15 protein-coding genes and 1 tRNA gene are annotated in these 12193 nt (G+C 63.4%); 2 read left to right on the forward strand and 14 right to left on the reverse strand.

All coding sequences use genetic code 11. The features are described from left to right. Window positions 1–206 precede the first annotated feature (206 nt). The 4 genes from GX515_10065 to GX515_10080 all read right to left on the reverse strand — a co-directional run bounded on the left by GX515_10065 (window position 207) and on the right by GX515_10080 (window position 5132). A complete protein-coding gene (locus tag GX515_10065; GenBank protein ID HHY33334.1) occupies window positions 207–1019 on the reverse strand; it encodes a DUF72 domain-containing protein in 813 nt (270 codons plus the stop codon). An 8-nt stretch (window positions 1020–1027) separates the two neighbouring features. Continuing rightward, complete coding sequence (dinB, locus tag GX515_10070) at window positions 1028–2263, reverse strand: DNA polymerase IV (GenBank protein HHY33335.1); 1236 nt, start codon at window positions 2261–2263, stop codon at window positions 1028–1030. A 22-nt stretch (window positions 2264–2285) separates the two neighbouring features. After that, window positions 2286–4349: a DUF4910 domain-containing protein gene (locus GX515_10075; protein ID HHY33336.1), complete on the reverse strand. Its 2064-nt coding sequence runs from the start codon at window positions 4347–4349 to the stop codon at window positions 2286–2288. A gap of 195 nt (window positions 4350–4544) precedes the next feature. Beyond that, a complete protein-coding gene (locus GX515_10080) occupies window positions 4545–5132 on the reverse strand; it encodes a phosphate propanoyltransferase (protein HHY33337.1) in 588 nt (195 codons plus the stop codon). A gap of 414 nt (window positions 5133–5546) precedes the next feature. Between GX515_10080 and GX515_10085 the strand changes: the two genes are divergently transcribed. After that, window positions 5547–5622 (forward strand) — tRNA-Trp (locus GX515_10085). 117 nt (window positions 5623–5739) lie between these two features. On the opposite strand, the gene GX515_10090 is transcribed toward GX515_10085, so the two are convergent. The 10 genes from GX515_10090 to GX515_10135 form a co-directional block, all read right to left on the reverse strand. After that, window positions 5740–7002, reverse strand: coding sequence for a phage major capsid protein (locus tag GX515_10090; GenBank protein ID HHY33338.1), 1263 nt, complete (start codon window positions 7000–7002; stop codon window positions 5740–5742). Further along, window positions 6995–7162 carry a hypothetical protein gene (locus GX515_10095; protein HHY33339.1) on the reverse strand — a complete coding sequence of 56 codons (168 nt, stop codon included), beginning with the start codon at window positions 7160–7162 and terminating at the stop codon, window positions 6995–6997. Before GX515_10095 ends, GX515_10090 begins: the two co-directional genes overlap by 8 nt. A 176-nt stretch (window positions 7163–7338) precedes the next feature. Further along, a complete protein-coding gene (locus tag GX515_10100) occupies window positions 7339–7527 on the reverse strand; it encodes a hypothetical protein (protein HHY33340.1) in 189 nt (62 codons plus the stop codon). Next, window positions 7524–7772, reverse strand: coding sequence for a hypothetical protein (locus GX515_10105; protein ID HHY33341.1), 249 nt, complete (start codon window positions 7770–7772; stop codon window positions 7524–7526). The genes GX515_10100 and GX515_10105 overlap by 4 nt, the downstream gene beginning before the upstream one ends. A 227-nt stretch (window positions 7773–7999) precedes the next feature. Beyond that, window positions 8000–8242 carry a hypothetical protein gene (locus GX515_10110; protein HHY33342.1) on the reverse strand — a complete coding sequence of 81 codons (243 nt, stop codon included), beginning with the start codon at window positions 8240–8242 and terminating at the stop codon, window positions 8000–8002. A 276-nt stretch (window positions 8243–8518) separates the two neighbouring features. Further along, the gene (locus GX515_10115) at window positions 8519–8725 is read right to left on the reverse strand and encodes a hypothetical protein (GenBank protein HHY33343.1); all 207 of its coding nucleotides are present in this window, start codon (window positions 8723–8725) and stop codon (window positions 8519–8521) included. A gap of 100 nt (window positions 8726–8825) precedes the next feature. Then, window positions 8826–9176 (reverse strand): hypothetical protein, encoded by a 351-nt coding sequence (locus GX515_10120; protein HHY33344.1) that lies wholly within the window; start codon window positions 9174–9176, stop codon window positions 8826–8828. After that, window positions 9173–10696 (reverse strand): hypothetical protein, encoded by a 1524-nt coding sequence (locus GX515_10125; protein ID HHY33345.1) that lies wholly within the window; start codon window positions 10694–10696, stop codon window positions 9173–9175. Before GX515_10125 ends, GX515_10120 begins: the two co-directional genes overlap by 4 nt. Window positions 10697–10738: 42 nt before the next feature. Then, window positions 10739–10942 carry a helix-turn-helix domain-containing protein gene (locus GX515_10130; protein ID HHY33346.1) on the reverse strand — a complete coding sequence of 68 codons (204 nt, stop codon included), beginning with the start codon at window positions 10940–10942 and terminating at the stop codon, window positions 10739–10741. Next, window positions 10935–11141 carry a helix-turn-helix transcriptional regulator gene (locus GX515_10135; GenBank protein ID HHY33347.1) on the reverse strand — a complete coding sequence of 69 codons (207 nt, stop codon included), beginning with the start codon at window positions 11139–11141 and terminating at the stop codon, window positions 10935–10937. Before GX515_10135 ends, GX515_10130 begins: the two co-directional genes overlap by 8 nt. 115 nt (window positions 11142–11256) lie before the next feature. Between GX515_10135 and GX515_10140 the strand changes: the two genes are divergently transcribed. Next, a complete protein-coding gene (locus GX515_10140; protein ID HHY33348.1) occupies window positions 11257–12189 on the forward strand; it encodes a hypothetical protein in 933 nt (310 codons plus the stop codon). Window positions 12190–12193: the final 4 nt, after the last annotated feature.

The raw sequence follows: 12193 nt of genomic DNA on the forward strand, positions 1-12193 counted from the left end.
AACCGCCTACAACAAACAAGCGCATCCGACACAGCTTCCCATCCCCCAACTCCGTCGACTTGTGACTTGTTCCCGTGCGGACCCTGCTTCGGTTTTCACCACGGCACCACTTCGCCAGGCTGCACGCCCGTCCTCTAGAAACGAGCGAGCGTGCCACCTTGTTCCGTCCGGACGTCCGCGCCAGGACGACGGGCCCGGAGCTGGCCTTAGCCTTCAGCGGGACGCCCGAAATCCAGCTTCATCATGCCTTGGAGCATCCGCGCATTCTCAGCGGCCTGCCCGGCATGGCAATTGTTGAAAAGCACGTAGGTCTTCGCGGCCCGCGCGTCCAAGGCTTTGATCCTCGGCACCCATTCCGCCAGTTCAGCCTCGGTGTACAAGTAATTGTAACGCTCCCACCCCTGCGTGTGGTTCCACCATTTTTCGGCGTTCCTTCCATGGAATCTCACATAAGCGATATCCGCGGTCACCTCGGCGACCGGGGGCACCAGTCCCCGCAGCCTCGGTTCGTCCACACAACAGAACCCGAGCCCTTCAGCGCGAAGGAGTTCGAAGGTCTCGGGTCTCACCCACTCGCTGTTGCGAAACTCCACGACTACGGCTATGTCTTTCAGGCGCTCCCTGAAGCGTCTGACATAGTCAGCGTTTTCCGGAGTCCTTTTGAAACCCCACGGGAATTGCGCCAAAACACACCCGAGGTTGCCACGGGTCGTCATGGGCTTGATTGCCTCCATGAACGCCCGGAAGACGTCGCTCTTGTCTTCCCCGGCCGCAGGCTCCTTGAACTCGTGAGTCATCCCCTTGTGAGCTTTCACACAGAACTCAAATCCCTCGGGGACCTTGCGCGCGAGCCCTTCCATGGTCCGGACCGACGGCATCTGGTAATACGTGAAATCCAACTCGACGCAGGGGAAAAGCCCCGCATAGAATTTGAGCATTTCGCCGTCCTTGATATCATCCGGGTAGAAGACACCTTTCCAGTCCTTGTAGCTGAACCCGGCCGTGCCGATGAGCACCATAAGCCGACTCACCCTCCCTGTTTTGACCCGTCAGCGTCGACTTGCCCCGACCGCCTCCTGGACGTGGGGTTCCCGCGCACACGCGCAGGCCTCGTGACGTCAATGAGGCTCGCCCTGGTGATGGCATGCTCGCCGAACCTATCCCTCACCCTGTCCAGGGCGCAAACGAGGCTTCTCCGTCGCTCCCCTCTCGACGGAGGCTCGAAGAGCGCGAGCTGACACGTATAATCGCTCGCCGCTGCAAGCCCCGACGCCGACACGCCTATGAGGCGGACTTTCCTTGATCGTGCCCAGTTGTCGCGGAGAAGCTCGACGGCTGCCATGTAGATGTCCTGGTCATAGCAGGTGAATCCGCTCAACGTGCGCGACCTCGTGATGGTGGTGAAGTCCGAATACCTCAGCTTGAGAGTGACGGTCCTCGCCACAAGCTCATGCTTGCGCAGCCTCCTCGCGACCTGGTCTGCTAGGGAGAGAAGGTGTCTCACTAGTGCCTCCTCGTCAGCGCAGTCCTCGACAAGAGTCACCTCTCGACCAAGGGACTTCGGCCTTTCGTTGATACCGGGGTCCACGGGGCTGTCGTCGATTCCGTTCGCCACGTCATGGAGGACGCGCCCCATGACGCCGAACCTCGCGACAAGCACGTCCACGGGCGACTGCGCAAGGGCGCCTGCCGTGGTGATCCCCATGGACTCCAAAGCCGCCGCGGTCCTCTCGCCCACCCCGTACAGCCTGCCGACAGGCAGGGGCCAGATGACCCTCGGCACGTCCGCGGCCGTGATGACCGTGAGCCCATCCGGTTTACGCATGTCCGAGGCCATCTTCGCAAGGAACTTGTTGGGCGCCACGCCCACGGAGCACGTGAGCCCGAACTCCTGCCGGACCTCCTGCTTGATCTTGCGCGCTATGACGCGCGCGTCGCCGTGCAGCCGTTCGCACCCTCTCACGTCGAGAAATGCCTCGTCGATGGAAAACGGCTCAACAACCGGGGTGTACCGCCGATACACCTCGAGCAGGCGCCGCGAGACGGCCGCGTAGTCTTGCAGACGGCTTGACAGGAACACCCCGTGAGGACAGAGTCGCTTTGCTTCCGCGACAGGCATGGCCGACCGCACACCGAACGAACGGGCCTCGTACGACGCCGTGGACACCACCCCTCTGCCGTCAGGGTCCCCGCACACGATGACGGGCTTCCCGCGAAGCTCGGGGTGGGCTTGCTGCTCAACCGCGGCGAAGAACGCGTCCATGTCTATGTGGATGACCCTCAGATCACTTCCTGCGTACGAGCCCTGCTCTCTCAAGGTCGTCCACGAATCCCTTCAGGTCGTCGAGGGTGAACCCCGCGAACTCCGCGGACACCAAGGCCGCGATCCTCCCCAGAGTTCGCTTGCCGTCCATGTAGTTCACGGCCTCGATGAGCTTGAGCTGGAAATCCGGGTCCTCCCTCTGCCTTTCTTCATACTGCTTGCGACGCTTCTCACCAACCCTGTCGTACAGGTACGCCGGGTCCAGCGGGCCTTTGAAGAGTCGCACGTACACAGCCCCGCTCGCTGCCTCATCGTCATCCGTGCGAGCTAGCTGCTCGCGGCGACCGCTCTGCCAGCCTGTGAGCTTGCCTTCCTCGGAAGCTTCGCGGAAAGCTCCGGCGAAGAGCTCGACCTTTGCGCGAGCCGCCCTCGCCGTCGCGCGAATGCCGCTCTTCAGAGTCCGCGCCATCTCGCGCACGCGCGAGGCGTCCCCGGCCGGCACCAGCTTCACCACGCCGTCAACTGCCGCGAGCTCTCTGTCGACCATGACCTCAAGACGCTGCTCGAGAGCCTTCGCGATATCAACCCGCCTCGCCGGCTCGCGGCACATCGCAGCAGCCTCGCATGATGCCCTGGCGGCGCTGGCGATCCTGTCCCTCGCACCCGCATCAACCAGGTTCAGGGCGAATTGTGCGGCCGCGGCGTCGGCCGCCGCAAACGTCAGCGCGATCGACGATGCCACGAGTCCGATGCGCAGAAGCTCCTCAGGGTCGAGTCGCTCGACCGTATCCATATTCGAGTGGTAATACCGGTCCGGCCAATGCCCCAGATACACGCACGGCACCTTGAACGACGAGTCAACGAGGATGTAATGGTCTGACCCAGCCGTGAACCCAGTCACGTTGTAGTGCCAGTCGCGAGTCACCTGGCTCCCCTCATACATCTTGCCGCGCAAGGCCACCATCTCCATGTAGAACGCCGCCACGTCGTTCACGGCCGACGGGAGGCTCCAGGGCGTCGGCACGAGGTTGGCGCAGGACATGGTATCGCGGGACTCGCCCACCATGTCGAGGTTCACACCCGCCTTGACCTTCCTCGCCCAGCCCGGATGGCGGTCCAGATACGCCATCGTTCCGAACATCTCTGGGACGAACATGAACCTCACGCCGAGACGAGGCCGAGCCAGTCTCCCTTCTGCGATCCCTTGAGACAGCGCCCTTGCTATCTCCATGGCCAGCCCGCAGCCGCTGGCGTTGTCGTTCGCGCCCGGCTTGGGGTGGCAGAGGTGGGCGATGATGAGGACCTCACCGTCGTCAGTGCCTTCGCCGGCCTCACCTGGGATAAGCCCGGTTACGACATGCATCTCGCCGGGGAAGAGCCGCGCCTCGACGCTTGCCTTGACCCGCACAGGCCCGCTTTTCAAGAGCGACCTCAGCTCCTCGGCCTGTCGATGCGACAGCGAAAACCCCAATGCCATCCTGCCGATGTCCTCGTGCGTCACTGGAAAGCTTGCATAGTTCACAGCGTCAGGAAGGTCATACCGCGTCCTGCCGATGGACGAGTCTTCGTGCACCATGTGGTCGCTGAGCACGCCCACGGCACCCCGGCGCCTGACAGCGTTCAGGAACGCCGACCGAGCGGCCCCAGAGGTAAGGACGAGTTTCCTCGCGACGCTGCGGGTTACATACACGTCCTCGGACTCCCCGTCGCCGATATCTACGACGTCAAGCACAACTCCCTCTGGGGGCGTGGAAGTGCTGCCGAATATCAGGCACATTGGCTCCGTTTCAAAATCACAGATGGGGCGTTCCTCGGGATACACGAGGGAGAGCGTGGCGCGGACAGGTTCCCACGCCGGGGGTGGCGTCCAGGTTCCGTATGTCTTCTTCCCATCGATGGGGTACCTTTCGATGGTGACACGGTCGATCCCCCAGCTCATAAGCTTCTCCCGGATGTACTGGGCAGCCCGCAAGTAGTCAGACGAGCCCTTTGCCCTGTGAAACCTCGCGATCTCAGATGCATAGACAAGCGCGCGCTTTCCTGACAGCTCGCGCCTCAATGATCGAACGAGCTCAGAACCAACCATGGCACGTTTGCTGCCCGTCTCATGACCTGGGGAGACCAGCTCAGCACTCCGCGCTAGCGCCGCGCGGAGCCGCCCATCGACGGGCATCCCCCTTTCATTGGGACTTTACAATGAGCGCGCGGAACGACCTGACGCGCCCGGATCGACCATCCCGAAAAGCCAGGTATCAAAGGCCGGAAGCGCCCCGGGCGCCATTCACTGCGTAGCCTTGAGGAGCGTTACGAAATCGCCCTGTTTCAAGCCTGCCGCGTTTGCTTCGTCGGTATCAATGTGCATGTCGAGGGCGAAGTCCCCTCTCACGCGCACGACGACTTCATCGAAAACGAGCGCCCTCGGGCCTTCCGTGCGGACCGCCACGATCTCGCCGTCGCTCACGCCATACTCCTTCGCAAGGTCCGGCGTGAAGTGAATGTGCCGCTTAGCGACTATGACGCCCTCGTCCACCTTGACCGGGCCGTTGGGGCCGACTATCACGATGCCGGGGGTGCCCGCAAGATCTCCCGACTCCCTCACAGGGGCATCTATGCCCAGGGCGTAACAGTCGGTGCGAGAGATCTCGACCTGGGTCGCCTTCCGCACGGGACCGAGAATGCGGACTTTCTGGATGACTCCCTTCGGCCCGACAAGCGTCACGGTCTCGTTTGCCGCGAACTGCCCGGGCTGGGAGAGTTCCTTAAAACACGTGAGACTATACCCGGATCCGAAAAGGGCCTCAAGGTCCTTCTGGCTGACATGCACGTGTCTTCCTGAAACGCCAACTGGGATCTTTCTAGCTTCGCTCATAGCGCCAACCCCTCCAAGAATGTCGGATTACAGCCTGTTGCGCCCACGTGGGTGATTCTGAGTGCATCGCCACAAGTTCACGCTACCTGGTCAAGACGCAAGCCCTGTCCGGGATTGCAGCCCTTGCCTTCCGGTGCGTTCGTGCCTTCGTTCGACCTCGCGAGCCTGTCCAGGCCGTATGCGTACTCGCCAATACGTTCTCCGAATACGCGTGATTTCCTCCTGCTAAGAAGGGAGCGGCTCGCCGCGTTCCGCTGGCACGGCGAGCTGTACCACCACGCCAGCACGCCTGGTGCCGATGAATGTGCGCGGACAGATGAACCGGGCCGGGCCGGCCGGCATCGTTGACAAAGCCGCAAGCGTCTGATAGAATCGACTTGGGCGAAAGCCTGAACTGAACACTGTGAGGCGCGCAGGGGAGTAGCTCAATGGGTAGAGCGGCGGTCTCCAAAACCGTAGGTTGCGGGTTCAAGTCCTGTCTCCCCTGCCAGTATTCTCAAGGGTTTCAGGGTTCACGAGGAGACAGCAAAAAGCGGTTTGACAGCAAAATGACAGCAAAACGAGAAGGGGGCCCGGCAACCGCCGAGCCCCCCGATGCTCTCCCGCCTTAGACGCCCGGCACGATGCCGGTCACCTTCACGATATGGGTTGGCCGTCCCACCGCCACATCTGCCCGGAAGCGCGCGCGGATCAGCACTTGCCCGCGCGCCCAGGCGTCGCCAGCCTCGTAGCTCGCCTGAATGGTCACAGGCAGGCGCAGCCCCAGGAAGACATTCGAGAAGTCGCCCACCAGCGCCAGGGAAGCATTGGTGGCGGTCCCCACCGTCAGGTTCGTCGGCAGGGCGCTCGTCGTCAGCTTGCGGAGGTTCTGCCACGAGACAGGCGGCGTCAAGGGTTGGCCTGTTGTGTCGGTCAGCCGGTCAATGGCGCCCATGTCCCGAGGGTGCAGGATGGCCGCAACCGCCTGCCCGTTGTTCTCAGCAATCTTCTGCACGGCCTCGGAGAACGGTGCGTAGGACGTGATGGCGCCGCCGTTCGCGCCGAGACTTACCTCCAGAACGCCCGGCGTGCTGGCAACGCCCAAGGGCTCTTCTCCAGCGCCACTGCCCAACAGAATCGCCTTGTCCAGCGCGAGCCCGGCGGCGGCGGCGATGGCGTTTTCAACGGCCTGTCCCGCGAGGGTCGAATCTTCCAGGAGCTCCAGCGACATCCGCACGAGCACCATCCACGTCTTAGCCGTGAGTACCCGGGCACCGAAGGCCGTGGTGCTGTCCTCGCCTATCGCCTCGTTCTCGGCCTTCCAGCCGCCGGTCGGGTCGGCCTCTAGCGAGGGAATAGTCAGCGTCTTTGACTCCATCGGGACGGTCCTGACGCCCGCTTGAATCGCGACGGCGTTCGCCCGCGCCAGGTCAAGCACGAAAGCCGCGAGCTCGTCTGGGACGGTGAACCCGCCGGCAGAATCCGGCGTCGTCCCGAGGGCCGCCCGCACGTCGCGGGGGATGGTGCGCCAGTCACCTACAGCCATGGCGCGCACCAGTTGCCCGAAGGCATGCCGCTGTTCGTCCAGGCTCGCGCCAATCTCGGTCCGCCCAGTCGCCCGCACCCAAGCGGTCAGCTTATCCTGGGGAGCGAGCACCGCCACGCGAGCCCCGTCCCCGAAGTCAGCGCCCCCGGCGATACGGTAGCCAGTCAGGGGCTTCTGCTTCTCCTTGGCCACCTCGGCCTCAAGGTCGGCAATCTGCTTGCGAAGGTTCCGAACGTCGGCCATAATCGCCTCGGCCGTCTCCACGTCTCGAAGCTCCAGGGCCGCCTTGGCAGCCCGCTCGGCCTCGGCAAGTCTGGCGTGCAAGTCCCGCAGTTCTCTAGTCATCTTCGTATCCCTCCATGAATTCTTCGGCCAGGCGGCGCAGGCGCTTGAGTTTCAGGTATTCCTGCTCCTCCTCGGGAGTAATGTTGCGCCGCTCCGCCTGAGCACGGTCAAGTATTGCTTCCTGCTCGGCGGCTATCGCCGCCGGTGTCCACTTCGGCATGTCTGTCCTCCTAGAACGACAAAAACCCGGCCTGCCCGCGTCTACCGCGAGCTGGTCCGGGCCTCCACCGGCCTTGGGACCTGAGAACGCCTCCACCGGCGCTCCCGGCCTGTTCGCTTTTTCAACATGGGCCGCTCCACCGCTAGCCCGTGAATATTCTACCATGCCTGCCATCGCTATTCAACCTCCACCCACTCGCCGCCGCGCGCGAGGCGCTTCTGCTTTCGCCGCTCCCGGCGCTCCTCGGCCTTCGCCTGCTTCACCAGCTCGTCAGCTTGCCTGCGTTCATCCTCTGTCATAGGACGCCCCGAGTCTAGGACGCCCTTCACGAAACGCCGCCACTGAGTCCACGCGCCCCCGGTCATAGCCCGATGCCCTCCTCCGGCGGCAAGAATGCGTTCTCCGGGAGCCCGAGCCGCCGCGCACGCTCCTTGGCCTCCTCCCGGGCGGCCACGCGCCGCTCCATCTCATCCGCGAGCTCCCTGGCGAGACGGAACAGCACCTTGGCCGTGCTGGGTTCCTCCCGCGAGAGATAGCCCGGCGCGAGCAGGCGGACAATCTGATTACCTACTGCGTTGAGCTCATCGAAGCTCAGATCATCGAGTCGCATTTTAAGCCCTCCTCTTCTCGGTTTGTTCAAAAAGGGAAATTTGCGCGCGCGGGGGCGCGCGCCCGGTCCAGGGAAACGGCCTAGAATATTTTTGAAATACCCCCTAGCGAAAACCTACGACGTCACGTAGCACCCGGCAAAGTGGGGTAAAACATCCGATTTTGCCCCATTTTTGCCGCGTAAGTGGGGACAAGCGAGGTTCCTTGCCCCATCTGTGCTACGCGCCGTCAGTGAAGAAGGTCCAGCGCCGCAAGGACGTCCGCGAGAATCGCCCGGGCCGTCTCCGCGTCCTCGCTCTCGCGCATGGCCTCGACGTCCAGGGTGACGGTCTTCCCGGGGCGGGTCCTCCCCTCGCCGTCCTCCCAGTCCGGGAGGCTCACCTGCAACCTCCCGGCCTTCGGGAACCACCTCAGCACGTTCTTGCCGCTCGCCGCCACGATAGGCTTCTCATTCTCCCAGTACCGATTCATGCTTACCGCCTCCTATCTCCCGGCCTCGGCGCCCTCGGGCCGGGTGAACGCCGCCACGGGCTTCTGTGGGGCGCTCGCCACGCGGCGGCGGGTCCTCCTGTCGCGCCAGGATGCCCTGCAAGCTCGGGTCACCCCCTCGCGCGCGATCCCGTTCCGGGGTTTTCGGAGGCGCGCGCCCGGTCCCGGCGGCCTGCGTCGGCTTGCGCGGTAGGGGGGTGCAAGCGTTACCTCAATCTGCCGCGCCAGGATGCCCTACAAGGGGGCTTTCGCACCTGCTCAGGTATCATCCCCTGTCCCGCCCGTTTCTCGCGGCTCCCGGGGCCTCCTGCGGGCCTCCTCGCGGGCTTCCCGCACCCGGGCTCTCAGCACAGCCTTCCCCCGCTCAAGCGCCCGCGTCCAAATCTCGCGGTCGTGGGCAAGCAGGCTCAGAAACTCGGCCTCCGTCAGGACCATAACGCACCTCGGCAAGCGAACCTCGATCATGCGCTCACCCCCAGACAACCGGGATTCCACCAGCACCGCCAGCGCCTGCCGCAGGCCGGACAGCGATACAGCGCGAGGAGGCAGCGAGGACAGGCGTCGGCTAGTTGGCGTCGCATACGCAATGCACCTCCTCGAACGCGCGTCCGGCCTCCTGCGAGGACCACCTTGCCACGATGCGCCCAGTGTCGGGCGGGCAGCACCTCGCGCACGTCCACGGACCGTAAGCGATGCTCTGCCAGAACAGGGTCCCGCCGCACCGGTCGCACACCGGAGGCGGGAGGTCCGGCGCAGGCCGCAACAGGCGCACCAGCTCAGTCTTGCGCCCGATTAGCGCGGCCTTCAGCTCAGGCCTGAGCACTCCTGCTGGAGCCTCCACGCGGAGCTTGTCCCCGACGAGGGATACACGAGCACCTAGGGAACGGAGGCGGTCGAGGACGGCCTCGGGAGTCATACCTCGAACACCTCCCGGTCGCCGGTCTTGCGGTCGGAGTGAAGGAAGTGAACCTTAGTGAACCTTTTTTCCGGTTTTTCTTCTTGTACTGTACTCTCGCGAGAAATATGGGAAATTGGTTCACTATCGTTCACTTGGTTCACTAACCCGATGCCGTACCACCAGAAGGGTCCCCCTGTGCTCCTGCGCCGCTCGAACCCGCGTTCCGCTAATCGCATGCCGAAGTTGCGCTGTGCTAACGGCCTTTCACCGTTCGCCTCGCACCACTCCACGTATGCCCTGTAGAGGTCCCCCGCTCTGGCCTTCGCGAGAGGGTTCACGGTGCAGCATTCCTCCAGGAAGTGCGCGAGAACGTCCATTTCGGCGCGATATGCCCCGGTCGCCTCGCGTACCTCGTCCGGCACTCCAAGACCGTGTTTCTGCCAGTCTAGGCACCCGCGCACAGCCCAGGCGAGAATGCCGGACAGCTCGGCCTCAAAACGGGCCATAAGTTCCCGCCTCGGGAGGCGTTCACCCTCGGGTATCCGCACGTCGAACGGGATAAGGCGAATGCGGTCCCAGATCGCGGCGTCCGTCCCTCGGATAACCGGCCTGTGATTCGTCCCAAGCCATAGCTTGAATTCCGGCTTGAATTCGAACCACTCGGCGCGCATGAACCGCGCCGTGATGGTGTCGCCTCCCGTGAGGTCCTTAATCTTCGCCTCAGCGAGCCTCCGGCCTTCCTCGGCCTCGGAGGCGTAGACGAACCGCGCACCCCTGAGCCTCGCTACGTCGTTCGGCACACCGTCCCGGTCACGCGCAAGGAGTGTGTCGGTTGTGGTCCTCGCTGCATAGTCGCCGAGGAGCAGTGCCACAGTCTCAAGGAACGTCGTCTTGCCATTTGCGCCGGTCCCGTAGAGGATGAAGCAAACCCGCTCGTCTGTGCAGCCGGTCAGGGAATACCCCACGGCGCGCTGGAGGAACGTCACCAGGTCCACGCGGCCTGCCATGATCCGGTCGAGGAAGGCGCACCATTGCGGGCAGGTGGCATTCGGGTCATAGACGACCGGCGCGAGCCTCGTGAGCAGGTCTCGCGGGTCATGCGGCCTCAACTCGCCTGTGCGCAGGTCAAGAGTCCCGTTCTGGCAGTTGAGCAGCCACGGGTCCCTATCCAGCTCCTCCGGGAGGACGGGAATCCCCGGCTCGGTCTTGAGGAGTTCCACCATCGCACGGATTTTCTGCGCCGCCTCGCTCCTCAATGCATGTTTCGCGAGGTCCTTTCGGCGCCGGTCGTCTTCCTCTGAAGCGGCCTCAAGGTACATGCGCCTAACAGTATCCTTCGCACGAGCCTGCACTTCGCCGGCCAGATCCTCCTTCCACCGCCTTCCATCCCAGACGAACCAACGCTGGAAGGGATGGCAGTAGCGCAGGTCGGGGCCGTGAGCTATCAGGAAGCGCCGCGCGTTTCCGAGGTCCGTCGTGTGCAAGTCCTCAAAAGGGTTGTGGAAACCTTCCTGCTGTGCTAACCTGGAAGTGGCCATGCTGAACCTCCTTCCGGAACCCCGGCGCGAGCCGGGCCTTTTCTACGCCTCGCCGTTCCGCGCCCGCTCCCACCGGGCCGTCTGCTCCTCGATCCAGCGCCGCAACCACGACGCCGGAATGCGGCAGGTCCGCCCCAAGCGAATGGTCGGGATCTCCCCACGGTTAATGGCCTCATAAAGGAAACTCCGGCTGTACCCGCACATTTGGGCCGCCTCGGTGACGGTCAAAAGCAACTTCTCAGGCATGGTCCCGCTCATCGTCGTCGCCCTCCAAATCCTCCACGGCGACGCCCAGGGCCGCCGCAAGCCTCTCCAACTGCGAGTGATACGGTTTCGCATACCCGCGCTCGAAAGCACTTATCAGCTGAGGATGCAGCCCCGCCAGGTACGCCAACTGCGTCTGCGTCATGCGGCGCGCCTGCCGCAGCTCACGCAACTTCCGCATGTTCTGTCGCCCCCCTTGACGGAATTTGCTTCTCGCGTTAAGTTTAAATCAGGGACACACGGGGTCCGAGTATCTTAGCGCGTGATTATCGCGTGATGCGTGGAGGCGTACCAGATTGGAGCTGATTCCTGGGCAATTTGAGTTCTTGTGGGACGTTCCGGACCGAGGCTTCGTGTGGGATGACGCCGCCGAGCTGCTTCCGGGCACCACGGGGAAGCCAGCGCCCGGCCAGCGCCGCCTTGCACCGCCGTATCTCGTCCAGCACCCAGAGACAACTTCCCGCCTGCGCCGTCGGCCGCTAGAGGATGGAACACTATTCTTGGAGTTTGCGTCTCTCGAACCCACTCCGGAGGCTATTCTCAAGTTCGCCAACAAGCATGGCTTCTTGGGCCTCACGGTTGCGCTTATGCCTGCAAACGGACGATCCGAGTTACGCTTAGGAGAAAGTCTCGCGGCCTGGGTTGCAGCGATAGAGGACATGCACGCCTACGTTCAGGTATGGGAAATGCTACAGCGTCGCGATGCGGGAGGGCTCGGGCAGTTTATCGTGTGGAGCCCCGACGGTAGCGGGGTCACGTTCTATGCAGGCGGTCTCGAAGACGTTCCGAGGGACCGTGGGGGCCTGCCCAGACACCCGTTCTACCATATCGCGCACAAGTATGAGTTCGCGGATCATCTCGCGAAGTGGAGGCTCGGAGACGTAATAGAACCCGCGCGGCTCCTGCTTGTGCGTGTGGTCAGCGAACGCCTCAACGGGCAAGCCTCGCCGCGCCTGCTCCTCAGCCGAAAAGGGAACGGGTTCGCGGGCTTCGTCATGCCAACGAACCTCTACAGTGCTATGTGGGTCCAGTTCTACCGTGCCATTTTGGGTGAAGCGCGGTATCGCCGATGCGAGATTTGCGGCCAATGGATGGACGTTACGTACTCCCGGCGGGATAAACGGCAACACACGGAATGCGGGTGGCGGGTGCGAGGACGACGGCGCAACGAAAAGAAACGCAAAGCACGGCAAGCATTGCAAGACACGGGAGGCACAGACAGGCCATAGCGCC

It is taken from the genome of Bacillota bacterium, from assembly GCA_012842395.1.
Taxonomy (GTDB): domain Bacteria; phylum Bacillota; class SHA-98; order UBA4971; family UBA4971; genus UBA6256.